At 65.2% G+C, this 26,593-nt stretch carries 23 protein-coding genes; 12 read left to right on the top strand and 11 right to left on the bottom strand.

What is annotated here, in order from left to right; genetic code table 11:
- Positions 1-80: 80 nt before the first annotated feature.
- Together DDE75_RS09650 and DDE75_RS09655 are read right to left on the bottom strand one after the other, a co-directional pair.
- Positions 81-1,457, bottom strand: a complete 1,377-nt coding sequence (locus DDE75_RS09650) for a PRC-barrel domain-containing protein (RefSeq protein WP_162798971.1) — start codon at positions 1,455-1,457, stop codon at positions 81-83.
- A gap of 71 nt (positions 1,458-1,528) precedes the next feature.
- Positions 1,529-2,626: an anhydro-N-acetylmuramic acid kinase gene (locus tag DDE75_RS09655; RefSeq protein ID WP_108502178.1), complete on the bottom strand. Its 1,098-nt coding sequence runs from the start codon at positions 2,624-2,626 to the stop codon at positions 1,529-1,531.
- Positions 2,627-2,686: 60 nt separating this feature from the next.
- Between DDE75_RS09655 and tyrS the strand changes: the two genes are divergently transcribed.
- The 7 genes from tyrS (at position 2,687) to glgX (ending at position 12,147) form a co-directional block, all read left to right on the top strand.
- Positions 2,687-3,943 carry a tyrosine--tRNA ligase gene (tyrS, locus tag DDE75_RS09660; RefSeq protein WP_108502385.1) on the top strand — a complete coding sequence of 419 codons (1,257 nt, stop codon included), beginning with the start codon at positions 2,687-2,689 and terminating at the stop codon, positions 3,941-3,943.
- A 113-nt stretch (positions 3,944-4,056) separates the two neighbouring features.
- The gene (locus tag DDE75_RS17275) at positions 4,057-4,209 is read left to right on the top strand and encodes a hypothetical protein (RefSeq protein ID WP_162798972.1); all 153 of its coding nucleotides are present in this window, start codon (positions 4,057-4,059) and stop codon (positions 4,207-4,209) included.
- A 163-nt stretch (positions 4,210-4,372) separates the two neighbouring features.
- Positions 4,373-4,774: a hypothetical protein gene (locus DDE75_RS09665; RefSeq protein ID WP_108502179.1), complete on the top strand. Its 402-nt coding sequence runs from the start codon at positions 4,373-4,375 to the stop codon at positions 4,772-4,774.
- Between the two features lie 74 nt (positions 4,775-4,848).
- Entirely contained in the window at positions 4,849-6,597 is a 1,749-nt protein-coding gene (gene treZ, locus DDE75_RS09670) for a malto-oligosyltrehalose trehalohydrolase (RefSeq protein ID WP_245894687.1), read from the top strand.
- Positions 6,551-8,791: a malto-oligosyltrehalose synthase gene (treY, locus tag DDE75_RS09675; RefSeq protein ID WP_108502181.1), complete on the top strand. Its 2,241-nt coding sequence runs from the start codon at positions 6,551-6,553 to the stop codon at positions 8,789-8,791. The genes treZ and treY overlap by 47 nt, the downstream gene beginning before the upstream one ends.
- 127 nt (positions 8,792-8,918) lie before the next feature.
- Positions 8,919-10,088: a sugar phosphate nucleotidyltransferase gene (locus DDE75_RS09680; protein ID WP_245894688.1), complete on the top strand. Its 1,170-nt coding sequence runs from the start codon at positions 8,919-8,921 to the stop codon at positions 10,086-10,088.
- Positions 10,081-12,147, top strand: a complete 2,067-nt coding sequence (glgX, locus tag DDE75_RS09685) for a glycogen debranching protein GlgX (protein WP_108502183.1) — start codon at positions 10,081-10,083, stop codon at positions 12,145-12,147. The genes DDE75_RS09680 and glgX overlap by 8 nt, the downstream gene beginning before the upstream one ends.
- Before the next feature lie 34 nt (positions 12,148-12,181).
- On the opposite strand, the gene DDE75_RS09690 is transcribed toward glgX, so the two are convergent.
- From DDE75_RS09690 to DDE75_RS09705, 4 genes are read right to left on the bottom strand one after another with little or no spacing between them, the layout of a single operon-like run.
- Positions 12,182-13,249 carry a DUF1513 domain-containing protein gene (locus tag DDE75_RS09690; protein WP_108502184.1) on the bottom strand — a complete coding sequence of 356 codons (1,068 nt, stop codon included), beginning with the start codon at positions 13,247-13,249 and terminating at the stop codon, positions 12,182-12,184.
- Complete coding sequence (locus DDE75_RS09695) at positions 13,249-14,208, bottom strand: imelysin family protein (protein ID WP_108502185.1); 960 nt, start codon at positions 14,206-14,208, stop codon at positions 13,249-13,251. Before DDE75_RS09695 ends, DDE75_RS09690 begins: the two co-directional genes overlap by 1 nt.
- Positions 14,208-15,746 carry a di-heme oxidoreductase family protein gene (locus tag DDE75_RS09700; RefSeq protein ID WP_245894689.1) on the bottom strand — a complete coding sequence of 513 codons (1,539 nt, stop codon included), beginning with the start codon at positions 15,744-15,746 and terminating at the stop codon, positions 14,208-14,210. The genes DDE75_RS09695 and DDE75_RS09700 overlap by 1 nt, the downstream gene beginning before the upstream one ends.
- 52 nt (positions 15,747-15,798) lie before the next feature.
- On the bottom strand, positions 15,799-17,061 hold the full coding sequence (locus DDE75_RS09705) for an imelysin family protein (protein ID WP_108502186.1): 1,263 nt from the start codon (positions 17,059-17,061) through the stop codon (positions 15,799-15,801).
- A gap of 150 nt (positions 17,062-17,211) precedes the next feature.
- Here DDE75_RS09705 and DDE75_RS09710 point away from each other — a divergent pair, with 150 nt between their 5' ends.
- Positions 17,212-18,426: an NAD(P)-dependent oxidoreductase gene (locus DDE75_RS09710; RefSeq protein ID WP_211659325.1), complete on the top strand. Its 1,215-nt coding sequence runs from the start codon at positions 17,212-17,214 to the stop codon at positions 18,424-18,426.
- Positions 18,427-18,459: 33 nt separating this feature from the next.
- On the opposite strand, the gene DDE75_RS09715 is transcribed toward DDE75_RS09710, so the two are convergent.
- The gene (locus DDE75_RS09715) at positions 18,460-19,491 is read right to left on the bottom strand and encodes an L-idonate 5-dehydrogenase (RefSeq protein WP_108502187.1); all 1,032 of its coding nucleotides are present in this window, start codon (positions 19,489-19,491) and stop codon (positions 18,460-18,462) included.
- Positions 19,492-19,498: 7 nt separating this feature from the next.
- Positions 19,499-20,446, bottom strand: coding sequence for a 2-hydroxyacid dehydrogenase (locus tag DDE75_RS09720; protein WP_108502188.1), 948 nt, complete (start codon positions 20,444-20,446; stop codon positions 19,499-19,501).
- A gap of 86 nt (positions 20,447-20,532) precedes the next feature.
- On the opposite strand from DDE75_RS09720, the gene DDE75_RS09725 reads away from it, so the two are divergent.
- From DDE75_RS09725 to DDE75_RS09740, 4 genes are all read left to right on the top strand, one after another.
- Positions 20,533-21,300 carry an SDR family oxidoreductase gene (locus tag DDE75_RS09725; protein WP_108502189.1) on the top strand — a complete coding sequence of 256 codons (768 nt, stop codon included), beginning with the start codon at positions 20,533-20,535 and terminating at the stop codon, positions 21,298-21,300.
- Positions 21,301-21,329: 29 nt separating this feature from the next.
- Complete coding sequence (locus DDE75_RS09730) at positions 21,330-22,217, top strand: NAD(P)-dependent oxidoreductase (RefSeq protein ID WP_108502190.1); 888 nt, start codon at positions 21,330-21,332, stop codon at positions 22,215-22,217.
- A complete protein-coding gene (locus tag DDE75_RS09735) occupies positions 22,214-22,477 on the top strand; it encodes a hypothetical protein (RefSeq protein WP_211659326.1) in 264 nt (87 codons plus the stop codon). The genes DDE75_RS09730 and DDE75_RS09735 overlap by 4 nt, the downstream gene beginning before the upstream one ends.
- A gap of 203 nt (positions 22,478-22,680) precedes the next feature.
- Positions 22,681-23,637 (top strand): substrate-binding domain-containing protein, encoded by a 957-nt coding sequence (locus DDE75_RS09740; RefSeq protein WP_211659333.1) that lies wholly within the window; start codon positions 22,681-22,683, stop codon positions 23,635-23,637.
- 58 nt (positions 23,638-23,695) lie between these two features.
- Here the strand turns inward: DDE75_RS09740 and DDE75_RS09745 are convergent, their stop codons facing one another.
- Genes DDE75_RS09745 through DDE75_RS09755 form a run of 3 tightly spaced genes read right to left on the bottom strand, consistent with a single transcriptional unit; the run spans position 23,696 to position 26,473 of the window.
- Positions 23,696-24,673, bottom strand: coding sequence for a TRAP transporter substrate-binding protein (locus DDE75_RS09745; protein WP_108502192.1), 978 nt, complete (start codon positions 24,671-24,673; stop codon positions 23,696-23,698).
- A 19-nt stretch (positions 24,674-24,692) separates the two neighbouring features.
- Positions 24,693-25,973 (bottom strand): TRAP transporter large permease subunit, encoded by a 1,281-nt coding sequence (locus tag DDE75_RS09750; protein ID WP_108502193.1) that lies wholly within the window; start codon positions 25,971-25,973, stop codon positions 24,693-24,695.
- The gene (locus DDE75_RS09755) at positions 25,970-26,473 is read right to left on the bottom strand and encodes a TRAP transporter small permease (protein WP_245894690.1); all 504 of its coding nucleotides are present in this window, start codon (positions 26,471-26,473) and stop codon (positions 25,970-25,972) included. The genes DDE75_RS09750 and DDE75_RS09755 overlap by 4 nt, the downstream gene beginning before the upstream one ends.
- Positions 26,474-26,593: the final 120 nt, after the last annotated feature.

Genomic DNA, 26,593 nt, shown 5'->3' on the forward strand with positions numbered 1-26,593 from the left:
CGTCAAGGCCGCCCGTGAAGTTTTTCTGAAATATCCGCGAATATTTTGAAGACGTTGATATTTCTCAAGGAATTGTCGGATTATTCGCTCGCCTGATGCTCGGGCAGTTCCTCGATCTGGTCCGAGGGGGTGGCGATATAGGCGCTCAGTTCGCCGTCCTCGTTCTTCTGGAACGACAGGTCGTCCAGCGAAAGCGCGACGTCCTTTTCACCAAGGCCGAGGAAACCGCCTACACCGATGATCGCGGCCTGCGCTTCGGCATCGAACATCGAGATCTCACCGACCTCCTCATCGTCCGAGCTGTAGACGGGCGTGCCGTCCATCCCTTCGGCCATCACCTCGTCGGCGTCGACCAAGGTGCTGCCTTCGCGCAGGGCGATGGCATTGACGCTGGCCTCGACCTCGCCTGCACTGGGGGCGACGTTCTCAGCGGCCTGATCGGCTGCGGCTTCATCGGTCGCCTCGGGTGCGACAGTTTCGGCTTCCATCGGCTCCGCGGCCGCCTCGTCGGCCTCGGGTTCATTGGCCATCGGATCCGAGGCGGGCATGGCCTCGGTCGGTTCGGTCTGCGACCCTGCGGCAGGGTCCGCGGTACCATCCTCGACGGGTGCCATCATGTCGGCAGAGGGTTCGGCCTCGGAAGCATCTTCGCCTTCGGGGGCCTCGGGGGCCTCGCCCATCTCGTCTTTGGCACCCTCGGCTCCGACAGCTTGTTCGCCTTGGGCCTCGTCCGCAGCCTCGGTCTGCATGGCATCGGCGGCATCCGCAACGGGCTGTTCGGCCTCGGGCTGCTCGGCTGCCATATCCGCACCGGCGTCGGCCTCGGTTTCTTCCGTCGCTTCAGCGGTGGGTTCCTCGGGGGCCTGATTTTCGGCCTCGGCTGCGGGTTCCTCGGCGGCCTCGGCCTCGGAACCGTCTTCCGCAGCAGGCTCGTCCATCTCTGCTTCGTCGGCCATCGGCTCGGCATCGGCCTGCTCTGCCTCAGGCTGCTCCTCGGCATCGGCAGCGGCATCTTCGGCGGGCTCTTCGGCTGCGGCTTCCTCGGTGGCGGGTTCGGCGGCAGTCGCCTCAGCCTCGGCGGGCTCTTCCGCCTCCGCGTCATTGTCCATGCGTTCGACCGACAGCTCTGCCGTTTCGGCTGCGTTGATGGTTACTTCGGCTTCCGCTTCGGTCACCTCTGCCTGCATCTCTTCTCCGTCGGGACCCATGATCTTGGGGGCGCAGTTCTCGACGGTCACTTCGGGGGCGGCCTGGGTGACGGTGACGGTGGGCTCGCCGCCTTCTTCCTGGGGCATGGTGACGGTCACGGTCGGCGGCGTCTGCGTCACGGTGACGGTCGGGGCACATTGCTCGACGGTCATCGCGCCCTGTTCGGCGCCCTCCTCGGAGTCCTGCGCGAAAGTGGGTCCGCTCAGCAGTGCGACGGCGGCGGCGGTTCCCAACAGATGTCTGACCATCATATCCTCCTTGATGATACGGGTGCCCAAGGGCATTCCCGTCCCAACCGCCGAAGATCGAGGAGGGTTCCCTAGCCGGGATGGCTGATGCGTCCGCCGCAGACGGGTGCGGGCACCCCCGTCGTCATCGGACCCGAGATCGGCAGCCCGCGCATCACCCGAACCGCCATCCAGCCGAAGGCCTGCGCTTCCAGCATGTCGCCGTCCAGGCCGACGGTTTCGACCGGGTGGACCGGGATGCCCAGATCGCGGCTCAGCGCGTCCATCATGGCGGCATTGTGGCGTCCGCCGCCGCAGACCAACACCTGCGAACAACCGGCAGGCAGCCAGCGCATCCCCGCCGCAACCGACCCCGACATGGCGGCAACCAGGGTCGCCGCCGCATCCGCAACGTCCAGGTCTTCGACCGCGCGGATCAGGTCGGCAAACTGGTCGCGGTCCAGCGACTTGGGCGCGGGGCGCGTGAAATAGGGGTGCGACAGGAAATCCGCGATGATGCCCGCATCGGGGCGCCCGCCAGCGGCCAGCGCGCCGCCCTCGTCTCGGGTCCGGCGCAAGCGACGGCGCATCAGGTCGTTCAGCGGCGCATTGGCGTGGCCGGTGTCGAAGGCCACGCAGGCGCCGTCGGCCTGGGGCGCGGAGGCCGTCGGGTCGACCCAGCTGATGTTGCCGACACCGCCGAGGTTCAGGAAAGCCACCGGCGCGGCGGGCAGATGCCCCTGCCCCACGGCCCATTCCGCGCAGGCCCAATGGAAGAAGGGCACCAGCGGCGCACCCTCGCCACCCTGTCGGACATCTTCGCTGCGGAAGTCCCAGACCACGGGGCGACCCAAGGCACGGGCCAGCTCTGCCCCGTTGCCCGCCTGATGGGTGCCACGACCGCGCGGATCATGCGCCAGCGTCTGGCCGTGAAAGCCCACGACCTGCGCCTGCGGGAAACGGCGCGCAAGATCGGCGTGACTGTCCTGCACCAGACGCGCGGCTTCCGGCACGCAGGGCGCGTCCTGCCACGACCCAAGCGCCGCGTGCAGCACCGCCGCCTCATTGTCGGAAAAGGCGCGGAAGGCGCTGTCGCCAAAGGCGCCGATCCTTTCACCGTCGGTCTCGATCATCGCCGCATCCACCCCGTCAAGCGAGGTTCCCGACATCATCCCCAAAGCCCGGATCATCGCGCCTTTTCCTTTTTTGCCGCAGCCTGTATATCGCGAGCGTTCAAAAGGATGAAGCCCATGACCTATCAGCCCAAATCCGACTTCCTGCGCGTGATGACCGAGCGCGGCTATCTGGCCGACTGCACGGATTACGAAGCATTGGACAAGGCACTGCTTGCCGGGCCGGTCACCGCCTATATCGGCTATGACGCGACGGCGGCCAGCCTGCATGTCGGCCACCTGCTGAATGTCATGATGCTGCGCTGGTTCCAGAAGACCGGAAACCGTCCGATCACCCTGATGGGCGGCGGCACCACCAAGGTGGGCGACCCGTCCTTCCGCAGTGACGAACGCCCGCTGCTGGACGATGCGGCGATCCAGTCGAACATCGACGGCATGCAGCAGGTCTTTGCCCGCTACCTGGATTACGGCGACGACGGCGCGCAGATGCTGAACAACGCCGAATGGCTGGACGGTCTGAACTACCTGACCTTCCTGCGCGACATCGGGCGGCATTTCAGCGTCAACCGGATGCTGTCCTTTGAATCCGTGAAGTCCCGTCTGGACCGCGAACAGTCGCTGTCCTTCCTGGAATTCAACTACATGATCCTGCAGGCCTACGACTTCCTGGAGCTGAACCGACGCTATGGCTGCCAGTTGCAGATGGGCGGCTCGGACCAATGGGGCAACATCATCAACGGCATCGACCTGACGCGCCGCGTGGACGACACGCAGCTCTTAGGGCTGACCTCGCCCCTGCTGACGACCAGCGACGGGCGCAAGATGGGCAAGTCGCAGGGCGGCGCCGTCTGGCTGAACGGCGCGATGCTGTCACCCTATGAATTCTGGCAGTTCTGGCGCAACACGACCGATGCCGACGTCGGGCGCTTCCTGAAGCTCTATACCGAACTGCCGGTCGAGGAATGCGACCGCCTTGGCGCGCTGGAGGGATCCGAGATCAACGAGGCGAAGCTCCGGCTGGCCAATGAGGTCACGACCCTGCTGCACGGCGCCAATGCCGCTGCCAGCGCCGAGGCGACCGCGCGTCAGGTCTTCGAACAGGGCGGCGCGGGCGGCGACCTCGAGGTGGCGCTGCTGCCCGCAGGAACCGCGACCGATGGCCTGACGGTCATTCAGGCGCTGGTCCAGTCCGGCATCGTCGGATCCGGCAAGGAGGCCAAGCGCCTGATCGCCGAGGGCGGTCTGCGCATGGACAACGAGGCCGTGACCGATCCCCAGACCGTGGTTCAGCCCGCGGCGCTGGAAGCCGGCATCAAGGTCTCGGTCGGGAAGAAGAAGCATCGCATGCTGCGACTGGAAACGCCGGCCAGCTGACGCAAACTTGAGGAAATCACCGCTCTGACCCTGCGTCAGGGCGGTGGCATTTTGACTGACCGATCAATAAGTGATCCTCGGGGCAGAAAAACCCAACCCTAGGATATGGAATCATGACCAAGACCGAACAGAAGCCGCTCAGCATCGAAGATCGCAAGCGCAGCATCGAGGCCGAAGCCGCCTTGGAACAGATGTATGGATACTACGTCCGCGAGGATGCACCGCGCCTGGTCATCAGCGAGCTGGACGCGCGCAAGGCCGCCTGATCGCAGGCCGCCATCGTGACGACCAAGGGGCCCCTCGGGGCCCCTTCGCATGTCGGCACATCTTCGCCCATCGCCCGAGGCCAAAATTAACGTGATCGTTCAGCGCCTTGCCTTGGAAGCGCTACGGGCATTCATGTCGGCAACCAGATGATGGAAGAATACGATGAAACCCACCACCACCATGATTGCCGCGCTTTCGACGATCACCATGATCGCCACCACCCCCGCGCTGGCCGACAAGCCGCATGACGACCAGGCCAGGAAACGACCGGCCCACATGCAGTCCCACAAGATGCATCAGGACAACGACCGCCACCGTGCATCGGGCCATGACAAGTCCGGGCACCGCGCTGCGGATCACGACCGCAAGGACAGCCGCCGCCCACGCATCGGCGACCACTTCTCGCGCAGCGGGTTCGAGCATGTCCGCGACCCCGGATCGCTCGGCCTCGAACGAAGCCGCCGGTGGGAATATTACCGCAAGGGTTCGGATGTCTATCGCGTGGACAGCGATACGCAAAAAGTTTTGGCAATCATCGACATGCTGAAGATATTCGGCGGCTGAGGCCGCCCCGTTTGCTTTTTGTCTATCACCGGAACGGCTTGGCCCCCAAAGTCATTATCTGACAGGATGAGGACATGGGGGGTAGCATGCTGGATCGGTTCTGGGGGCCCGAATTCGCGGATGGTGAATGGCTGATCAGGCTATGGGCCCCCAAGGCAGATCGCGTTCAGGTCATCATGGGCCAGACCGCCCATTCCATGAAGAAATCGCCGAATGGCGTCTGGACAGCCCGTCTGACCGCCGCCCCCGGCAGCAGCTATCTTTTCGACGTCGATGGTATCCGGATGCCGGACCCCGCCAGCCGGTTGCAGACGGGCGGTGTGGATGAGGCCTCGGTCCTGACGCTGCCCGACAACGACACATGGCACTGCGACTGGCAAGGCCGCCCGTGGTCCGAGGCCGTCATCCATGAACTCCACATCGGCACCTTCACCCCGCAAGGCACCTTCGCGGCGGCACAGGCCAAGCTGGACCAACTGTCCGACATGGGGTTCACCGCGATCCAACTGATGCCCGTCGGGCAATTTGCGGGCGACCGGGGCTGGGGATATGATGGCGTCCTGCCCTATGCGCCCCATCCCGTTTATGGAACGCCAGGCGATCTGAAGCGGCTGATCGACGCGGCGCATGATTGCGGCCTGATGGTGCTGCTAGATCTGGTGATGAACCACTTCGGGCCATCCGGCGCGTGGATCCACCACAGCTCGCCCGATTTCTTCGACGGCGGGCGCAAGACCCCATGGGGTCCGGCCATCGATTTCAACCAGCCGGCGGTGCGCAGCTTCTGGACCGATTGCGCGCTGCATTGGCTGCGCGAATACCGCTTCGACGGGCTGCGGCTGGATGCGGTGCATCAGATTCAAGGGCCGGGGGCGGATGGTTTCATGGCCAACTTGGCCCGCCAGGTGCACAGCCTGTTCCCCCGTCGCCATCTGGTAACCGAGGATGAGCGCAACACCCCCGACCTGCGCCAGATGGGCTATGATGCCAGTTGGAACGACGATTTCCATCATGCGGTCCATGTGGCCCTGACGGGCGAGGATGACAGCTATTACGCCAGCTTCGCCGCCGATCCGGTCGAAGACATGGCCACTGCCCTTCGCCGCGGTCATGTCGAGGAAGGCCAACCCCGACCCCCCGCCACCCCACGCGGTGCGCCCTGCGATCATTTGCCGGTCACCGCTTTCGTGAATGCCATTCAAACGCATGATCAGATCGGCAACCGGGCATTCGGCGACCGTCTGATTACTTTGGCCGACCCGCGGGCGGTGGCTGCGGCCTATGCCCTGCTGCTGGTCGCGCCCTATATTCCGATGGTCTTCATGGGCGAAGAGCGCGGCGAGACGGCGCCCTTCCAATTCTTCGCGGATTTCCAAGGCGATCTGGCGCAAGCGGTCCGCGACGGACGGGCGTCCGAATTCGCGGGCATCGCTGCCTTGGGGCAATCGGTCCCCGATCCCCTGTCACCCGCGACCTTCCAAGCCTCGAAACTAGGCTGGCGCGATGACGCCACCGCCCGATCGTGGATCGAACTCACGTGCGAAGCGCTGCGTTTTCGCGCCGATCACGTCGTGCCGCTGATCAAATCGCCCCGATTGCATGCCGATGTCACCCGACCCGCCCCTGGACTGATCAGGGCCGAATGGCAGTTTCAGGCCGGAACGCTGGCCTTGTCGCTGGCTTTTGGCCAGCCTGACCCGAACCCCATCCCCGACGCGACTTTCCGCGCGGGACTTCCCCAAGCAGACTTCGCACTGACAGCAAAGGCCATTCACCATGACGCCAAGCATTCCGACCGCCACCTATCGCGTGCAACTGCGTGACGGTCTGGACTTCAAGGCCCTAGAAGCGCGGCTTGGCTATATCGCGGGTCTGGGCATCTCGCATCTCTACCTCTCGCCGATCTTCACGGCGGCCAGCGGTTCGACGCATGGGTATGACATCACCGATCCCTCGCAGATCGATCCCGCTTTGGGGGGAATCGAGGGCTTTCGCGCGCTGGCGCATTCCGCGCGGGACCACGGTTTGGGGATCATCCTCGACATCGTGCCGAACCACACGGCATTCTCGACCGAGAACCCCTGGTTGGCGGATGTGCTGCGGCGTGGGCCATCCAGCCGCTATGCCCCGCATTTCGACATCGACTGGCAGGCCGGGCCGCTGATCCTTCCGTGGCTGCCCGAACCCTTCGAAAAGATGCTGGCCGATGGCGCCTTCAGCGTCTCGGACGGCATGTGGCGGATGGGGGATCTGGCCATTCCCCTGACCGAAGGCACGACCGAGGGCGAGTTGCGCGACCTGCATGAGGCCCAGCACTGGCGGCTGGCCCACAGCGATCTTGACCGCGACGGCATCACCCACCGACGCTTCTTCAACGTCACCGGCCTGATCGGCATGCGGGTCGAGGATCCGCGCGTCTTTACCGACACCCATGCGCTGATCCTCGACCTGGCGCGGCAGGGTCTGGCGCAGGGCCTGCGGGTCGATCACATCGACGGGCTGGTCGATCCGGCAGGCTATCTGCGGCAATTGTCGCGCGAACTGCCCGACACGCCGATCTGGATTGAGAAGATCCTGGTCCGCGACGAGACCCTGCCCGCCGACTGGCCCACCGCCGGCACCACAGGGTACGAGGCCGCGCGCCTGATCGCACGCATGCTGACCGATGTTCGTGGCCTGACCGATCTGGACGCCAACTGGCGCCGTGTCACCGGCAACGATCGCAGCTTTCATGCCGAGCTGATGCAATCCAAGACGGACATTCTGGACAACGAACTGGCCGCCGAGCGCCGACAACTGGCTGAGATGGCCGCGGATGCCTGCATGGGCTCGACCGTGGCCCAACCCGGCCCCGAGTCCCTGCGCGAGGCCGTGACCGCCCTGCTGATCGCCATGCCCCGATACCGCAGCTATGTCTTCGACGGGCAGGCATCGGACCAGGATCATGCGCTGATCGCGCAGGTGGCGGATCAGGCGGCGGAAGGGCTGCGGTCGGATACCGTGCTGCGGATGCTGCAGGATATCATCTGCGCCCCCGAAACCGAGGCGCAGCACGCCTTTGTCACCCGTTTCCAACAGGTCTCGGGGGCGCTTCTGGCGAAATCGCAGGAAGATACCGCGGGCTTTCGCTGGACGCGTTTTCTGGCGGCGAACGAGGTCGGTGCCGAACCCGACGAACCCACCATCACTGCTGACGAGGCGACGGGCTTTCTGGCCGCCGCCAGTCCGACGGGCATGGTGCTGACCTCGACCCATGACACCAAGCGGTCCGAGGATTCGCGCATGCGACTGGTGGCCATCAGCCATCTGCCGCAGGATTTCGACGCCCTTGTGGCGGATGCAGCCCGACTGCCTTGCGCCGATCATGTCACCCCCGACTGGCAATGGTATCTGCTGCAATCGGCGCTTGCGATCCACGGCGCGGAGAATGCGGGCGACCGCTTGGCCCAGCACATGGAAAAAGCCATGCGCGAGGCCAAGCTGACCAGTTTCTGGACCAACCCCGATGAAAACGCCGAGGCCGCAGCCGCTGCCTTCGGGCATGCCGTCATCGACCGCTGGCAGTCCGAGCCGCCGCAGGCGTTGCAGCGCCTGATCGCAAGGGCGCAGTCGCTGTCGCTGGCACAACTGCTGTTCAAGATGGTCATGCCGGGCTTTCCCGACATCTATCGCGGAACCGAGGATCAGTTTCTGGCCCTGACCGATCCCGACAACCGCCATGCCGTCGATTGGGATCACCTGGCATCGCTGCCCCAAGGCACGGGTTTCGGTGCGATCAAGGCCCGCTGGACCCGCGATCTGCTGCACCTGCGCCGGCAGGAACGGCAGTTCCTTGAAAAGGCCGGCGCAGGCGCGCAGATGACCGAAGGTAGCGTCGCGATCACCCGCGAACTGGGCGGACGTCGTTTGACTGCGCAATGGGTGGATGACGCAGCAACCACCCCATCCGGACAACCGATCCTGTCGTTCACGGCGGATGACGGCTCGCGGGCCACCTTGGCTTGGGTGCAATCATGACTTGCACCTGTTAACATATGACAACTGCAGGAACAGAGGCCGCGGATCGGAGTTTCCCAAGTATCCGGACGCGGTCATCCACAAGGACACCGGGTCCGCTTTCCACATTGATCCAAGGATTGCCGCCGTGTCCTCATTGCCCAAGAACCGCGAATTCAACGCGTCCCCGGTCCCTCAGGACTGCGCCACCATCCTGCTTGCCGGCGGCAAGGGTACGCGGTTGCACGATCTGACAGCCAACGACAGCAAGCCCGCCGTGCCTTTCGCGGGACGCAATCGCATCATCGATTTCGCCATGGCCAATGCCGTCCGCTCGGGCATCCGCAACATGCTGGTCGCCACGCAATACGCCCCCCAGACGCTGCACGACTATCTGCCCGCGCGGTGGGGTGCGAAATTCGAACGCGACGGGTTGCAACTGCGCGACGGTCGCGGCCGATACCTGGGAACGGCCGATGCCCTGCGGCACAATTGGGATCAGATCGTGGCCAGCCCCTCGGACGAAATCCTGGTTCTGGCTGCCGACCACGTCTATGACATGGATTACGCGGCGCTTCTGGCACAGCACCGCCGGACGGGCGCCGTGGCGACGGTCGCGGTCGATGTGGTGCCCCTGTCGCAGGCCAGCGCCTTTGGCGTGATGCAGGCCGATGCGGAGGGGCAGATCACCTCGTTCCTCGAGAAACCTGCCCACCCCCCGGCAATGCATGGCGACCCCAGACGGGCGCTAGTGTCGATGGGGGTCTATGTGCTCTCGCGCCTGTGGCTTCGTGACGTGCTATTCAACAGCCATCCGCAGGCGATGGACTTCGGCCATGATGTCATCCCACTGGCTGTGGCACAGGGCGGATCGGCGGTCTACAAGCTGCCGGCCGGGCCGGACGGGCATACCTATTGGCGCGATGTTGGCACGCTGGACGCGCTGCGTCTGGCACAGCTGGACTTCGTGCATGGCAATCCCGCCCGCCTGCCCCGGCAAGGCTTGGTGGCGGATTGGCATCTGGGCAAGGGCAGCATCGCCATGATGGGGGCGGTGGTCTCGCAAAGCGCCGATCTGACCAATACCATCGTGGCGCAGGGCTGCTATGTCCCCCCGGGGCTTGTCACCGGCCAGGATGCCGAGGAGGATGCGACATGGTTCACCCGCACCCCGGCAGGCACCGTGCTTATCACGCAGGCAATGCTGGATCGACGTGCGGTACTGCGGATCCCGCGCAGCCGAATGCGCGTTGCCCCCTCGTTCGGACACCCCGGCTTCGAACGATCGTCCCCTTTGAAAGACAAGCACCATGCGTGACATGACCACCCCGCCCCTTTTCGATCCGACCCTGGCGCGGTCCGACATCCTGGGGGCGGAGTTTCTGGGCGAGGGAACGAACTTCGCCCTCTTCTCCGAAAACGCGACCAAGGTCGAGCTTTGCCTCTTCGATGAAACCGGCCAGAACGAATTGCACCGCCTGACCCTGCCCATGATGGAGGGCGGCATCTGGTACGGCTATCTGCCCGACATCCTGCCAGGGCAGGTCTATGGATATCGCGTGCATGGTCCCTATGCCCCCGAACAGGGCCACCGCTTCAACCACCACAAGCTGCTGCTGGACCCCTATGCCCGCGAGTTGCGCGGAGAGATCATCTGGGACGACGCCCTGCATGGATACACCATCGGCAAGGATGACCTGTCCTTCGACGAACGCGACAGTGCGCCCTTTATGCCCAAGGCCGTGGTTGTGGACAGCCAGTTCGATTGGGACAGCGACCGTGCCCTGCGCACCCCCTGGCCCGAAACCGTCATCTACGAAGCCCACGTCAAGGGCATGACCCAATTGCATCCCGACGTGCCGCAGGACCTGCGCGGCAGCATCAAGGGACTGGCCTCGGATGCAGTGATCGACCACCTAAAGCGCATCGGCGTCACCACGATCGAGCTGTTGCCCATCCACGCCTTCGCCAACGACCGCTTTCTGGCCGAGAAGGATCTGTCGAACTATTGGGGTTATTCCACCCTGTCGTTCTTCGCCCCCCACGCCCCCTATCTGCAGACCGGCCAGATCAAGGAGGTCAAGGAGGCCATCCGCCGCTTCCACAAGGCAGGACTCGAGGTCATTCTGGACGTGGTCTTCAACCACACCTGCGAAGGCAACGAACTGGGCCAGACGCTGTCCTTCCGCGGCATCGACAATGCCTCCTATTACCTGCTGTCGCCCGACGACAAACGCCACGGGTTCGACACCACCGGCACCGGCAACACGCTGAACCTGTCGCATCCGATGGTCTTGCGCATGGTCATGGACAGCCTGCGCTACTGGGTCGAGGCGATGCATGTCGACGGTTTCCGCTTCGATCTGGCCTCGACCCTGGGCCGCGAGGGTTACGGCTTCGAACGCGACGGGTCGTTCTTCAACGCCATCCGGCAGGATCCCGTGCTGTCGGGCATCAAGCTGATCGCCGAGCCTTGGGACATCGGCGACGGCGGCTATCAGGTCGGCGGCTATCGCTGGCCCTTCCGTGAATGGAACGACAAGTTCCGCGACGACACCCGCGCCTTCTGGCGTCGCGATCCGGGCCTGCTGCCGGTGATGTCGGAACGGCTTTCAGGCTCGCCCGTGCAGTTCAACCACAGCCAGCGGCCTGCGACCTCCAGCGTGAACTTCGTGGCGGCGCATGACGGCTTCACCCTCTGGGATACGGTCAGCTACAACGACAAGCACAATGAGGCCAATGGCGAGGGCGGGCGCGACGGTCACGACCACAACCTGTCCGACAACATGGGCGCCGAGGGTCCAAGCGACGACCCGATGGTCCAAACCGCCCGCATCCGCCGTACCCGCGCCATGCTGGCCACGGTGATCCTGTCGCAAGGCGTCCCGATGATCCTTGCGGGCGATGAGATGGGCAACACCCAGAACGGCAACAACAACGCCTATTGCCAGGACAACGAGATCTCCTGGCTGGACTGGGACAAGGCACGCCCCCAGATCACCACCGCGGTCGCGGCGTTGACGGCATTCCGGGAAAGGCACCGGCTGGCGCAGGCCCGCTTTGCCCTGCCCCCCGATCAGCCCCACCCCGACCATCCCGTCACCTGCTGGCTGCACCCGCGCGGCGATGAGATGACGCAGGACGACTGGTCCGACGAGGGCCTCTGCTGCATGGGCATGCTGCTGAAGGGCAGCGGACCGGATCATGTGCTGATCGTGGTGAATGCCGGGGATGACGCCGAATTCGCCCTGCCCGAGGGTGATTGGAAGATGCAGATCGACACGGCCAGCGACGATGTGGCCTGCGATGTGGCGGCATCAGGCGTGGTGCCGGTCCCGTGGCAATCGGTGCTGGCCTTTACTCGCCCCGCAGAATGACCTGCTGCGCCGCCCTCTCAGGGCGGCGTTTCCTTCAAAGGCTGACCAGATGGTTGTCCCAAGCCAGGTCATGCACCGCCGCATGATCCGGACAGATCACGCCACCCATGCCATCGGTAAAGGCCAAGCCGTCGCCCGATCTGGCGACGCCGCAGACATCCATGCGGCGCATGATCGTGGGGCCGTCCTCGCTATCGGGGTCGAAGATATGCGCCGCCCCGCCGCGCGGCCCGGTGATCGCCACTTGGCCGCCGTCGCCCGAAAAGGAGACCGACCCGGCATAGCCCTGCAGGGCGCGTTGATCCGCCCCATCCGCCATGCGCAGGCGCGGGGATTGACCCGCCTTGTGCAGCATCAGCAACGGGATCACACGGTCCGGATCACCCTCCCACTGCAGGGCGGCGGCGACCATGCCGTCCTTGCGCGCCGAGATATGGCGGATCGAGGCCTGCGCCATCTCGGGCGGAAGCGTCACCTTCTCGGTGATATGGCCATCGTCGATATAGACGAGGCTGGGGTGCATGTCGTCTAGGTTCAGCTTGTCGCGGTCGCTGTCGGGATGGGTGCGGATGCCGCCATTGGCCACGACCAGCGTTTCGGTGCCCGGCAGGCGAATGACCTCATGCGGGCCGATGCCGCCGGTCGGGATCTCGGCCATGCGGGTGTAACTGCGGCGGGCATCCCAGATGCCAAGAACGCCTGCGCCGGTGGCATAGTCGTTCTCGGTCGTGACCAGAACGTCACCCCCCTGCAGATAGGCCCCGTGGCCATAGAAATGCCGCCCCTGCGGCGATTCCAGCCGCTGGACGACCCGCCCGCTGGCGCAATCCAGAACCAGCGCGAAGGTGCCGGGTCGGCGGGCAAAGGCCACGGCCTCGGCGCGTGTCGAATGGGCGGCGGCGGCATGGCCACGGTCGGGCAGATCGACGCGAAAGGCGATCTGCGCCGTCGCGGTCAGACCGCAGAGCGCATAGCGGCCCGCGCGGTCCTTGGCCGCCGCCAGAAACGAGGGGTTGCCCAGATCGGCCCAGCTGGCCGCCGGGATCAGCGCCCCCGCCCCCGAGGCCGCGATGCTGGCCAGAAAACTGCGGCGGCTGACCATCAGTCGCCATCCGCCGCATTGAAGCCCGCCTGAATGCCAAGCGCGTCGCCCAGCTCGGCCTGCGCATGGGTGATCGCCTCGCGGATGCTGGTCTGGATGGCCTCAATGCGGAAACGGGCAGCAGGATCCTCGACATCCGCCAGCGAGGGATCGCCCGCACGACCCGCCTGATCCTGCGCACGCGCAAGGGCGGCGTCGGTCTGCGGGTCGGGGCCAAGGGCGGCGGCCATCTGGCGCAGCCCCGCGATCTGCGCGCGGACCATCGGCAGCGATTGCCCCGACCGACGCAGCTCGGCCCGCAGTGGCTTCGGTTCATCGAAGCTGCCCAAAGGGCGGCCGATGCGCTGGTCGGACAGATGTTCAAGCCCCGCCATCAGCGCGGTGAACAGCGCCTGATCGACCTCGGCGTCGGTCAGAAAGCGGGTGTTGCCCGCCTGCCCCGGATGGCGCATCTGATCGGCGAAATCATCATGCCAGCCGTCGCGGATCTGGCCCGCCGTGGCCGCCAGATCGTCGGCCAAGGCTTCGGTCAAATCGCAGGGTTGCGCATCGCTGTCGAAGATCTGGCGTTCCAGCGCACCCAGGCCCCGCGCCGCCACGGATGCCTTGGCCATCGCCTCGGACGTCAACGCATCGGCCCCTTGCGCCTGCAGCAGCCGCAAGCCGCGGGCGGTGGCATCGCGGTCGTCGGGCCAGAACAGCACGGCCCGCGAACGCCCCTCATCCTGGATCGGCCCCATCTCCAGATGCGAGATCGCAGCCCAGGCCTGTGCGGTTTCGGCGAAAGCCGTCTTGAGCGCGGGCATATTGCAATCGGCGGCGGCTAGGGCATCGGCGGCATCGGCAAAGCGGTCGACACCCGGCAGGATATAGCTGTCGATCACATCCCCCGCATCGGCATGGGCCGCCGTCGCCAAGGCGGGCGTGGCAAGACAGATCAGGGCAAGGGTGCGGATCATCACAGGGACTCCAGGAATGCAATCAGGGCGGCGCGGTATTCGGCGGGCAGTTCGGCAAAGCCGTCGCGGGATGCACGGCCTTCGCCATCATGCCACAGGATGGCCTCGGTCAGCGACCGTGCGCGACCGTCGTGCAGGTAATTGGCATGACCCGACACCTGCTCGGTCATGCCGATCCCCCAAAGGGGCGCCGTCCGCCATTCCGACCCCGAGGCCTGCCCTGCAGGCAGCCCGTCGTCCAGCCCCGGTCCCATGTCGTGCACCAGGAAATCGGAATAGGGCCAGATCAACTGGAAGCTCTGCTCCTCGCGGTCCTTCAGGCGGTGGGTGACGAAGGACGGGCGGTGACAGGCGGTGCAGCCGGTCTGCTGGAACAGCTGCTTGCCGCGTAGAACCTGAGGGGCACCCACATTGGCCCGCGCGGGCACACCCAGATTGCGGCTGTAGAAGGTCACGAGGTCCAGACTGTCGTCCGACACCTCCAACCCGTCCTGTTCGGGGCTAAGGCCATCGGGCGCATTCCGGCATTCGACCTGCGCCGGGGTGCAGTCGCCCCAAGGTTCGGGGTGCAGCGGAGATGCGATGCCGATGTCGTTGTGGAAGGCATCGGCCGCCTGCTGACGCAGCGTGGGCGTGCTGGCGCGAACGCCGAAGCGGCCCAGCATCGGTTGCTGGAATTCCGGCGACCAGATGATGTTGGCGCGACCGCTGATGCCGTCACCATCCGCATCATCGGGGTCGGCCAGCGCGATGATGTCCTGGGCCGGGATCGCCTCGACCAGCCCCAGCCCGATCATCTGCGGCGCAACGCGCGGGCTGATGCGGGTCTTCGGATCCAGCGGGCCATAGCCCAGATCCTGCAGCGACCATTCGGGGCGGCGCAGCGTCACCCTTTCCCCGCCCGGCAGGTCGAAGCTGTCGGCATCGCGCCATTCGACCTGCACGCGACCTTCGGCGGGGACGCCCGCGACTGATAGATCGGAGAACTGATGGCCATAGACCGGATCGCCCTCGGTCGAGATATAATCCCGCAGCGCCTTCAGGTCCGCCGGTCCCGCCCCGGTCGGGATACCAAGCCGCACCACCAGGCTGCCGGCATCGTCATGGGGACCGGCGGGCGGATGGCCGCGACCGTCCTTGACGTGGCAGTCCTGACATGCGCGGGTGTTGAACAGCGGCCCCAACCCGTCAGACGCGATGGTCGAGGCAGGCGGCGTCACCCAGATGCGTTCGAACAGACCGTTGCCGATGTTGAAGCGGGCATCCTGCTGAAACGTCAGGTTCTTCTGCGGCATGCTGAAGGCCTGCGGATCGCCGCGGCGGCGCACGGTGCCCGCGCCACCCTGATTGGCCTCGAAGGGGGCGGGTTTGTCGAAGTCGGCGGTGGGGCGCGTGACGGCCTGAATGCGCGCAGTCTCGGCAGCCGTGCGGGGCTGGATCGCCAGATGCGGGTCCGAGACCTGCGCGTGGGCCGCGCCCGACAGCAGCAGCGTCATGCAGGTGGCGATCAAGCCCGGACGGGCAAAACGGCTGGTCATCATCGAAACCTCTGGTCGGCCCGGCGCAATGTCACGCCGGGCCGGATGCGTCTTATTGGAACACAGCTTCCGGATCGTCCAGACTGTCCGAGCCTTCGAAGGCGATGGCGTCGCGGCCCAGCACGGCCACCGCACGTTCGATATCGCGGGTCTGCGCAATCAGCCCGTCGATGGCGTCCTGGATCAGCTGGCCGCCTGCCTCGTTCCCCGGATCCAGCATCATGTCATAGCGCATTCCCGCCTCGGCCACGGTCTTCAGGCGCACCATCTGGAACTGCGTATGGTCCAGCGATGCGGCCAGCGCGTCGGCGACATCCGCGTCCTTTTCGGCCACCAGATCACGCAGCGACGGCCCTTCGGTCACCTGACCGTCGATGCCGGTATAGCTGCCAAGATAGATGTTGCGCACGCCGAGGGCGTCATAGAAGTGATCGTTGTGGGTGTTGTCGGAAAAGCAGGAATGCTCTTCCTCGGGGTCGTTCAGCATCAGCCCCAGCTGCATGCGCTGGCCCGCCTGCTCGCCATAGGACAGGCTGCCCATGCCGGTCAGGATGCGGTTCACGCCATCCTGATCCTGCATGATGCTGGCGCGGGCCTCACCCTCGGACGCCCAGGCCGCGGCCATCTCTTCAAGGTCCGAGACCAGCAGGTCGATCGCTGCCGTCAGATAGGCGCCACGCCGGTCGCAGTTATCGTTGGTGCAATCCTCGCCCTTGGCGAAATCGGTCCAGGGACGCTGACCCGCCGTCGCATCATAGGGCCCAAGGTCCTGCCCCCACAGCAGGAACTCGATGGCGTGGTAACCGGTGGCGACATTCGCCTCGGCGCCATTCGCGGAATGCAGGGTGTTTTCCAGCAGGTCAGGCGTGATTTCGGTCGCATCGATGGTCTGACCCGAGATCGACAGCTGCGGGTTGGCGATCACGTTCAGCCCTGCCGCCGGATTTTCGTCGTAGCCTTCCGTGGGCGCCGAGCCTGCCGCATCGACGTAATCGATCAGCCCCTCGTCCAGCGGCCAGGCGTTCACCTTGCCTTCCCATTCGTCGACGATGGGGTTGCCGAAGCGATAGACCTCGGTCTGTTGATAGGGCACGCGCGCAGCCAGCCAGGCATCGCGCGCGCTCTGCAGGTTCTGCGCCGAGGGGTCCTGCACCAGCGTTTGGACCGCCTGCTGCAATTGCTTGGCCGTGGTCAGGCTGTCGCCATAGGATGCGGCGGCGATATCGGCATAGGTCGCCAGCACCTCGGATTCCTCGACCGCATGGGCGGCGGTTGCGGTCAAGACGCAGAGGGCGGTGGTCGTCAAAAGGCGCATGGGAACTCCGGAAGGGCTGTTGGACAGGCTTTTCCCAGCTTCTGACCAAATTTGTCGGAAAACACAAGGCGCAGGATGGGTCATGCGACGTGACAATCCACAGACCACTGCGTTAACGTTATCATATGAATCACAGCGGGCGGGACGACCATGACAAGCTTGACGAACGACGTGAGGCGCATCGCCTTTCTGGGCACAGGCCTGATGGGCGCGCCCCTGGTTCGCAGGCTGGCTGCGGCGGGGTATCAGGTCACGGTCTGGAACCGCACCGCCGAACGCGCGGTACCGCTGGCCGATGTGGCGCGGGTCGTCGCCACCCTGCCCGAGGCCGTCCGCGACGCCGATGCGGTCATCGCCATGTTGACGGACGGCCCCGCGACGCGGGCGGTGCTTGGGGATGCGATGGCCCATATCCGGGCGGGCGCAGTCGTCGTGGACATGGGCTCGGTCGATCCGCAGACGGATCGCACGCTGGCCGAACAGGCGGGGGCGGCAGGCATCGGCTTTCTGGACGCCCCCGTGTCGGGCGGCGTCGTTGGCGCCGAGGCCGGGACGCTGTCGATCTTCGTGGGGGGCGACGCGTCGCTGGCGGAACGGCTGGCGGGGGTCTTTGCCGCCCTTGGCCGGGCGACGCATATGGGGCCGGTCGGCGCGGGACAGGCCACCAAGCTGGCCAATCAGCTGATCGTCGCCACCACCATCGGTGCCGTGGCCGAGGGGCTGCGGCTGGCTGGGGCGGCGGGCTGCGATCCGGCCACCGTCCGCGCGGCGCTGAGGGGCGGATTTGCCGACAGCCGCATTCTGGAACTGCATGGCGACCGCATGGTCCGGGGAGATTTCGCGCCGGGCGGCCGATCTGCATCGCAGCTGAAGGATGTGGTCAATGCGCTGGATCTGGCCGACCGCCATCGGCTGCACCTGCCCTTGGCGCGCACGGTTGCCGGGGCCTTCGACGATCTGGTCCGCAATCATCAGGGGGCCGATCTGGATCACTCGGCCTATTACCTCTGGCTTGGAAAGCGGCAGCGTCAAACGGGTGGCGTGACCCGCAGCGCCATCTTCCAGGGCCGCATCCTGCCGGGGCAGGAGGAAGCGTTCTACCGCGCCGTCGATCGGCACATGGTGCCTGCATGGAAACAGATGCTGCATGCGCAGGCTGTGCGCGTCTATCGCCCCCTCCAGTCCGAGCCGGGGTCGAATAGCGTCTTTCTGGTACAGCAGATCGACTATCCCTCGCATGCCGCCATGGCCGAGGCCTTGGCATCGCCCCGCAGGCAGGCCGCGACTGAGGCGATGCAGATCATCCGCCCGATGTATGAAGGCTTTCACCATCACGTCATCTATGAAGGCCTAGACGGCCATTGATCGCAGGGGGCCGCCGAAGGCCCCCCGTCAGGATCAGTTGAAGACGATCTGCGCCTTGATCGCCTGGCTGCGGTCGCCCGCGATCTGGAAGGCCGCGACGGCGTCGTTCAGCGCGAAGCTGTGCGTGATGAAGGGGCTGACGTCGATTAGGCCCTTGCGCATCAGGCTGACACCGGTGGCAAATTCCTCGTGGAAGCGGAACGAGCCTTTCAGGGACAGTTCCTTGGCGGTCATCGCCTGCACCGGCAGGGTCATGTCGCCGCCCAAGCCCAACTGTATGATCGTGCCGCCCGGACGCATCGCGGGGATCGCACCCGCCAGCGCCGGTGCCGCGCCCGAACATTCATAAAGCAGATCGAAGCTGCCCTTGTCGGCGCCATAGGCATCAAGCGCGGCGCGGTCGGTGCCGGTGTTCAGCACCACATCTGCCCCCGCCTTGCGCGCCATCTGCAGGGCGAAATCGCCCAGATCGGTGGCGACGATCAGATCAGCCCCTGCCCGGCGCGCGGCCAGGATGCACAGGATGCCGATGGGACCGCAGCCGGTGACCAACACCGATTTGCCCAGCATCGGACCCGCGCGGCGGGTGGCGTGCAGGCAGACGGCCAGCGGCTCGGCCATGGCGGCCTGCGCAGGGGTCAGCCCGTCGGCGGGCACGCATTGCGCGGCATCCGCCACCAGCAGTTCCCGGAATGCGCCCTGGATATGCGGAAAGGGCATGGCCGAGCCATAGAACCTCATGTTCAGACAATGGTTGAACATCGCCTGATCGCAGAACTTGCAGCTGCCGCAGGGCCGCGAGGGCGAGACGGCGACCAGCTGACCCTTGGACAGGCCGGTGACGCCCTCGCCCAAGGCCTCGACGTGGCCCGCGACTTCGTGGCCCAGAACCATCGGCTCTTTCAGGCGCACGGTGCCGAAGCCGCCGTGGTTGAAGTAATGCAGGTCCGACCCGCAGATCCCGCCCGCGGCCATGCGGATCAGGACCTGACCGGGACCGGGATTTTCGACCGGCTGTTCATCGATGCGCAGATCGCGCGCGTCGTGGATGACGATGGCTTTCATGATGCCCTCACAAAACCGGCGTGGGCAGGTCGTTGCCCGCGAAATAGGCCGTCAGATTGTCGCGCACCAGCTGGCCCATCGCCTTGCGCGTCTCGACCGTTCCCGAGGCGTGATGCGGTTGCAGCAGCACGTTCGGCAGCTCAAGGAAGCGCGGGTCCAATGCGGGTTCGCCTTCAAACACGTCCAGCGCTGCGGAACCAAGACGACCGTCGCCTAGGGCTGCGATCAGCTCCTCTTCGTCGATGTTGGAGGCGCGCGAGATGTTGATGATCATGCCTTCGGGGCCAACGCCCTCGATCACGTCCTTGCCGACGATGTGACGGGTGGCGGCGGATGCCGCCAGCGTCACGAACAGGAAATCGGCGTGTTTCGCCAGTTCGACCGGATCGGCGATAAAGGTCCAGTCCTTGGCGTAATCCTTGGCCGAGACGTCGCTATAGGCGATGTCCATGCCGAAGCCCGCCAGGCGGGTCGCGACCTCGAAGCCGATGCGGCCAAGACCCAGAACGCCCGCCTTTCGACCAAAGACGCGACGCTTCAGCGGATAGAGGCCCTTGCTGGCCCAATTGCCGCTGCGCACCCATTCCTCGGCGCCGACCATGCCGCGCGACAGGGTCAGCATCATCGCCACGCCCAGATCGGCCACATCGCCGGTCAGCACGTCGGGCGTGTTGGTCACGCGGATACCCTTTTCGCGGCATGCCGCCAGATCGACCGCGTCATAGCCGACCCCATAGACCGAGATGACCTTCAGCTGCGGGCAGGCCTCGATCATGGCGCGGTTCGCACCCAACTCGCCGCGCGTGGCGATGCCCTGAACGTCGGGGCCGACCTTGGCAAGGAAGGCCGCCTTGTCGTTCGCCTTGAAGTAACGATGGACGGTGAAGGCCGCGTCCAGCGGGACCTGATCCCATTCCGGATAGGGGCCGACCTGCAGGATGACGGGCTTGGACATGTGGCATTCCTCACTTGACTTGCTTGTTATCGATAACATATTCAGGACCCAACCCGATGTCGAGCATAATTCCGAAAGGCCATCACATGAGCATCCAACTGTTTGATCTGACCGGAAAACGGGCGCTGATCACTGGATCGTCGCAAGGGATCGGGATCGCGTTGGCCAAGGGTCTGGCCGATGCCGGGGCCGAGATCGTGCTGAACGGCCGCGATGCGGGCAAGCTGGCCAAGGCCGCCGCAGTCCTGCGCGACGCAGGTGCCACGGTGCATGAACTGGCCTTCGACGTCACCGATCACGCCGCCGTCCGCGCCGCCGTCGATGCTTTCGAGGCGGAAACCGGCCCCATCGACATCCTGATCAACAACGCCGGCATGCAGCACCGCAGCCCGCTGGAAGATTTTCCTGCGGATGCCTTCGAGCGTCTGCTGCAGACCAACATCGCCTCGGTCTTTCACGTCGGTCAGGCATGCGCGCGGCACATGATCGCGCGGAAGGCGGGCAAGATCGTCAACATCTGCTCGGTCCAAACGGCCTTGGCGCGTCCGGGCATCGCGCCCTATACCGCCACCAAGGGCGCGGTCGCGAACCTGACCAAGGGCATGGCCACCGATTGGGCGCGCTACGGCCTGCAGTGCAATGGCTTGGCCCCCGGCTATTTCGAAACGCCGCTGAACCAGGCACTGGTCGATGATCCGGAATTCACCGCATGGCTGGCCAAGCGCACCCCCGCAGGCCGTTGGGGCAAGGTCGAGGAACTGGTCGGCACCGCCATCTTCCTGTCCTCGGCAGCATCGTCCTTCGTGAACGGCACCACCGTCTTCGTCGATGGCGGCATCAGCGCCTCGCTGTAACACCCCAAAACCTAGGGAGGAGGAACCACATGACCCTGAAGATCGCCCTGATCGGCGCCGGTGCCATGGGGGGTGCCATCGGCGCCCGCCTGATCGAAACCGGCCAGCATCTGATCGTCTTCGACCTGAACAAGGATGCCGTGAAGGCCCTGACCGACAAGGGTGGGCAGGCAGCCACCAGTGCGGCCGAAGCGGCGGCGGCGTCCGACTATGTCATCACCAGCCTCAATTCACCCCAAATTGTCCGAGCTGCGATATTCGGCACCGATGGCGTGGCACAGAGCGCGAAACCCGGCATGCTGATCATCGACATGTCCTCGATCGATCCGGCGGCGACGCGGGAACTGGCGCAGATGGCCGGGGAACGGGGTCTGCGGTGGGTGGACAGCCCGCTGTCGGGCGGCGCGCCCAAGGCCGCAACGGGCAATCTGACCCTGATGTGCGGCGGACCGGATACCGATGTGACCGAGGCAAAGACCGTCCTGTCGCATGTCGCCAGCAACATCACCCGCATGGGCGATCACGGCGCGGGTCAGACCACCAAGCTGATCAACCAGGTGCTGTGCGGATTGAACTTCATGGCCGTGGCCGAGGCGACCCAGCTGGCTCTGGATGCAGGTGTCGATGCGGAAATGATCCCCGTCGCGCTGAAGGGCGGGCGTGCCGACAGCGCCATCCTGCAGGAATACATGCCGCGCTTTGCCACCAAGGATTACCGCCGCACCGGTCGCATCGACAATATGGTCAAGGACCTGAACGGGGCGCAAGATCTTGCGCGGCAGACCAATACCTCGATGCCGATGACGGCGCTTTGCACGGAAATCCACCGGATGCTGACGGCAGCCGGTCTGGGCGGCGAGGATCAGGCGGCCCTGATGGAATACTTCCGCGGCCCCGACAAGGAACAGTTCGAATGATCACCCGCTTCGCGCTATTCGAGGGTCAGGTCAGACCCGGCCAAACCGAGGCCTTCCGCCGTGCCGTCACCGAAAGGCTGGTTCCCGTCTGGACCACCTTCCCCGGCCATTCCGAGGTCCGCGTCATGTTCGGCGAGGAACGTGACGAAGGCGCGCCGGAATTCCCGCTGATTCTTGCGATCAGTTATCCCGACCGCGCGGCCATGGGGCTGGCGATGAACAGCGGTGCCCGCCTCCGGTCCCGCGACATCACCGGCTAGATCGTCGTGGAATACTTCGACGGGCGCATCCACCATCATGTGACCGAGGCGGCAAATTATCCCGCCACGGCATCGGCTTGACCCGTTAACGTTACCAGAAGATAATTGCCCTGCCCGCCTCGACGGGTTGCCGCCCCGAGGTGCCGATGACCCAACGCCCCATCACCATGAAGGACGTCGCCCGCGCCGCGGGGGTCTCGGTCATGACGGTCAGCCGCGCCTTCAAGACCGACAGCTCGGTCAGCCCCGACACGCGCGATCACATCCGCAAGGTGGCCGAGGATCTGGGCTATGTGCTGGACAGCACCGCCGCGAACCTGCGATCGCAGCGCAGCGACTTCGTGGCGGTCACCATCCCCTCGCTGAACAACGCCAACTTCGCCGATACCGTCAGCGCCATGTCGGACGTGCTGGGCAAGGCCGGGATGCAGATCCTGCTGGGCCACACGAATTACGACATCCACGAGGAGGAACGCCTGATCGCGCAGTTCCTGCAGCGCCGGCCTGCCGCGATGGTCGTGACGGGCGGTCGTCATACCGACCGGACCCGCAAGCTGCTGTCCAACGCCGGCATCCCCGTGGTCGAGACATGGGACCTGCCCCCCGACCCCATCGGCCATGTCGTAGGCTTTTCCAACGCGCGGGCGATGGATCCGCTGGTGGCGCATCTTCAGGCGACGGGGCGGCAGCGCATCGCCTTCATCGGTGGCGATGCCGATGGCGATACGCGCGGCACCGACAGGCGCATGGGCTTCATCCGCGCGATGGAGGCGCGGGGCTTGGACCCCACCCGCCTGATCCGCGCGGGTCAGGTGCCCATCTCGATGAAGGAGGGCGCCGCCGCCATGGCGCGCCTTCTGGCGGATCTGCCCGATACCGATGCGGTGATCTGCGTGTCGGACCTGTCGGCCTTCGGTGCGCTGTCGGAATGCGCGCGGCGTGGGGTCGATGTGCCGGGCGATATCGCAATCGCGGGTTTCGGCGCCTATGAGATCGCGGGCATCGCCCATCCGACCATCACCACCATGAACCCTCATCCCCGCCGCATAGGCACCCGTACCGCCGATCTGCTCTTGATGACCATGAACGGCGATGCCCAGGGCGAGACCCTGCGGTTCGAGATCGCACCCGAGTTCGTTCCCGGCGGCTCGACCGGCTGACCGTCGAGACGCAAAAAGGCCCGGTCGCAACCGGGCCTTTCTTCAATGGATCAACGGCTTACTTGGCAGATGCTTCCTGAATAGCCGTCACCATCGCATCGCCGTTTTCGCTGATGAACTTGTCCCAGACCGGCTTGACGACCTCCTGGAAGGCGGCGGCGTCGACGTCGGTGTTGACCTCCATCCCGTCGGCTTCCAGATCGGCGATCATCTGCGCCTCGCTGTCGATGGACATCTGGCGCTGCATGTCGGTGGCCTCCTTGGCGACGTCCATGATGATCTGGCGCTGCTCCTTGGTCAGGCCGTTGAACTTGTCCAGGTTCATGGCGACGGCCAGCGGCGCATAGGCGTGCTGGGTCAGCGAGAGGTATTTCTGAACCTCGTAGAACTTGAAGGAGAGGGTCACGCCGATCGGGTGGTCCTGGCTGTCCACGACGCCGGTTTCCAGCGCGGTATAAAGCTCGGCCACGGGGATCTGCTGGGGCTGCGCTTCCAGCAGCTGGAACATGTCGTTCAGCGCCTTCGAGGAATTGACCCGCATCCGAAGCCCCTTGACGTCGTCCGGCGTGCGGATCGGGCCGCGGTTGTTGGTCATGTTGCGATAGCCGTTCTCGGGGAAGGCCAGACCCTTCAGGCCGTGATCCTCGAAGCTTGCCAGAACACCTTGGCCAACCTCGCCGTCCAGAACGGCATAGGCGGTTTCGCGGTCGGGGAACATGAAAGGCAGGGTGAAGGCCGCCGATTCCGGCATCAACCCCGAGAAGTTGTTCAACCCGACCATGACGATATCGATGATGCCCGAACGCGCGCCGTCGATCATCGCGCTGTCATTGCCCAGCTGCCCCTGCGGGAATATCTGGACGGTGACATCGCCGTTGGTGCGCTCGGCCACCTGCTCGGCGAAGAAGGTCGACAGGTTCTGCTGCAGGTCGGTTTCCGGCGCGGCATGGGCCATGCGCAGGGTCTCGGCCACGGCGGGCAGCGCGGTCACGGCCAGCGCGGACGCCATACATAGCGATTTGACCAGGGTTTTCATGTGTTTTCCTCCCACAAGTTTATCCGATGAAGAATTCCATAGGCACGGTGATCAGCTGCGGGACGGCGACGAAGGCCACCAGCAGCAGCAGATAGGCGATGATGAAGGGCCAGGCCCCACGGATGGCCGTCGACATCTTCACCTGCCCCACACCGCAGACCACGTTCAGCACGTTCCCGACCGGCGGCGTGATCAACCCGATTGAGCAGTTGATGACGAACATCAGCCCGAAATAGACCGGGTCGATGCCCGCCGCCTTGGCCACCGGCAACAGCAGCGGCACAAGGATCAGGATGGTCGGCGACAGGTCCATCACCATGCCGACACACAGCACGATCAGCATGATCACGGCCATCAACAGGCGCGGCTGGTCGATCAGCGGTTGCAGCAGCGTGACCAGTTGCTGGGGCAGCTGGGCGACGGTGATCAGCCATGCGGCGACGATGGCGCAGCCGACAAGGAACATCACCATGGCGGTGGCGCGGCCCGAATTGATCAGCACGCGCAGGAAGACCGGCCACTTCAGTTCGCGGTAGATGACGCTGGACACGAAGATGGCATAGACGGCGGCGACGACGGCGGCCTCGGTCGGTGTGAAGACGCCGAAGCGGATGCCCCCCACGATGATGACCGGCAGCAGCAGCGCCCAGAAACCGGACCGCAGGGCGGCCCAACGCTCGGACGCGCTGGCCTTGGGCAGGGCCTCGACGTCCTCATTGCGAATGATCAGGCTCCAGACGACCATCAGGGTCGCGCCCATCATCAGGCCGGGCGCGATTCCGCCCAGAAACAGGTTCTTGATCGAGATGTTTCCCGCGACGCCCACAAGGATCAGCGGCAGCGAGGGCGGGATGACCGGCGCGATGATGCCGCCCGATGCCAGCAGGCCGACCGAGGCGCCCTCGGGGTAATTCCCCTTGCGCATCATCGGATAGAGGATCGAGACCAGCGCCGCCGCATCGGCCACCGCAGACCCCGACAGTCCCGCCATCAGGATCGCCGTCATGATCGCGACATAGCCCAACCCGCCCTTGCAATGCCCGATCATCGCCGTGGCAAGCCGCACGATCCGCGTGGACAGCCCGCCCGAGGACATCACCTCGCCCGCGACGATGAAGAAGGGGATCGCCAGCAGCGGAAAGCTGTCGACGCCGTTGATCAGGTTCTGTGCAAGGATGTCGGCGCTGAACAGCCCCATCTGCAACATCAGCGCCATGGCGGCCAGCAGCAGCGCGAAGGCCACGGGCAGGCCCAGCAGAATCGATCCGATCAGGACGCCCAGGAACAGCAGCAGGATCATGCGTGAAAATCCCCCGCCTGAGTGTCCTTGGCGTCATCGTCCAGCAGCGCATCAGGCAGGAAGACCCGCACCGCGCCGATGAAGACCATCAGGGCCGCCGAGACCGTCCCCGCCAGATAGAAAAGCGCCGAAGGCAGCCCCGTGATCTGCGAGATGTTGTTCCAATTCGCGTTCATCTGCTTGAACGAGCCCATGAACAGCATGACCATCGAGATGACGACGACCAGATAGGCCAGCCGCCGCAGCAAAGGCACCAGGCGGGGCATCAGCACCTCCGAGAATTCGGCGATGGCCAGATGTTCGTTGCGGCGCAGCAGCACCGCGGCGCCCAGCATCACCAGCCAGACGAGCCCCAAGCGCGACAGCTCGACCGCCTCGCGCAGGCCCGATGACAGGCCATAGCGCAGGACGACATTGGCAAAGACCAGCACGATCATCAGCATCAGGATGACCGCCATGACGTAATCGACGACCCTCCACAGCAAACGCCAGAACTTCATGATCGCGTCCCCCTCCAAGGCAGTGCCATGACAGCGCGGGCCGATGCCCATCATTTCAGAAAAGTTATCGATAACATCAGCGGCGCGCAAGCTTTTATTGATCGTGCCGGGGCGTTCCGC

This window comes from Paracoccus indicus, from assembly GCF_003056335.1.
Classification (GTDB): Bacteria; Pseudomonadota; Alphaproteobacteria; order Rhodobacterales; family Rhodobacteraceae; genus Paracoccus; species Paracoccus indicus.

Bases quoted from the DNA above. Each gene is read 5' to 3' on its own strand.
- DDE75_RS09755 (WP_245894690.1), bottom strand. From the start codon at position 26,473: ATGAAGTTCTGGCGTTTGCTGTGGAGGGTCGTCGATTACGTCATGGCG.
- DDE75_RS09655 (WP_108502178.1), bottom strand. From the start codon at position 2,626: ATGATCCGGGCTTTGGGGATGATGTCGGGAACCTCGCTTGACGGGGTG.
- treZ (WP_245894687.1), top strand. From the start codon at position 4,849: ATGGGGGGTAGCATGCTGGATCGGTTCTGGGGGCCCGAATTCGCGGAT.
- DDE75_RS09690 (WP_108502184.1), bottom strand. From the start codon at position 13,249: ATGGTCAGCCGCCGCAGTTTTCTGGCCAGCATCGCGGCCTCGGGGGCG.
- DDE75_RS09720 (WP_108502188.1), bottom strand. From the start codon at position 20,446: ATGTCCAAGCCCGTCATCCTGCAGGTCGGCCCCTATCCGGAATGGGAT.
- DDE75_RS09745 (WP_108502192.1), bottom strand. From the start codon at position 24,673: ATGAAAACCCTGGTCAAATCGCTATGTATGGCGTCCGCGCTGGCCGTG.
- glgX (WP_108502183.1), top strand. From the start codon at position 10,081: ATGCGTGACATGACCACCCCGCCCCTTTTCGATCCGACCCTGGCGCGG.
- DDE75_RS09735 (WP_211659326.1), top strand. From the start codon at position 22,214: ATGATCACCCGCTTCGCGCTATTCGAGGGTCAGGTCAGACCCGGCCAA.
- DDE75_RS09730 (WP_108502190.1), top strand. From the start codon at position 21,330: ATGACCCTGAAGATCGCCCTGATCGGCGCCGGTGCCATGGGGGGTGCC.
- tyrS (WP_108502385.1), top strand. From the start codon at position 2,687: ATGACCTATCAGCCCAAATCCGACTTCCTGCGCGTGATGACCGAGCGC.
- DDE75_RS09715 (WP_108502187.1), bottom strand. From the start codon at position 19,491: ATGAAAGCCATCGTCATCCACGACGCGCGCGATCTGCGCATCGATGAA.
- DDE75_RS09710 (WP_211659325.1), top strand. From the start codon at position 17,212: ATGACAAGCTTGACGAACGACGTGAGGCGCATCGCCTTTCTGGGCACA.
- DDE75_RS09725 (WP_108502189.1), top strand. From the start codon at position 20,533: ATGAGCATCCAACTGTTTGATCTGACCGGAAAACGGGCGCTGATCACT.
- DDE75_RS09700 (WP_245894689.1), bottom strand. From the start codon at position 15,746: ATGACCAGCCGTTTTGCCCGTCCGGGCTTGATCGCCACCTGCATGACG.
- DDE75_RS09695 (WP_108502185.1), bottom strand. From the start codon at position 14,208: ATGATCCGCACCCTTGCCCTGATCTGTCTTGCCACGCCCGCCTTGGCG.
- DDE75_RS09750 (WP_108502193.1), bottom strand. From the start codon at position 25,973: ATGATCCTGCTGCTGTTCCTGGGCGTCCTGATCGGATCGATTCTGCTG.
- treY (WP_108502181.1), top strand. From the start codon at position 6,551: ATGACGCCAAGCATTCCGACCGCCACCTATCGCGTGCAACTGCGTGAC.
- DDE75_RS09665 (WP_108502179.1), top strand. From the start codon at position 4,373: ATGAAACCCACCACCACCATGATTGCCGCGCTTTCGACGATCACCATG.
- DDE75_RS09650 (WP_162798971.1), bottom strand. From the start codon at position 1,457: ATGGTCAGACATCTGTTGGGAACCGCCGCCGCCGTCGCACTGCTGAGC.
- DDE75_RS09705 (WP_108502186.1), bottom strand. From the start codon at position 17,061: ATGCGCCTTTTGACGACCACCGCCCTCTGCGTCTTGACCGCAACCGCC.
- DDE75_RS09740 (WP_211659333.1), top strand. From the start codon at position 22,681: ATGACGGTCAGCCGCGCCTTCAAGACCGACAGCTCGGTCAGCCCCGAC.
- DDE75_RS17275 (WP_162798972.1), top strand. From the start codon at position 4,057: ATGACCAAGACCGAACAGAAGCCGCTCAGCATCGAAGATCGCAAGCGC.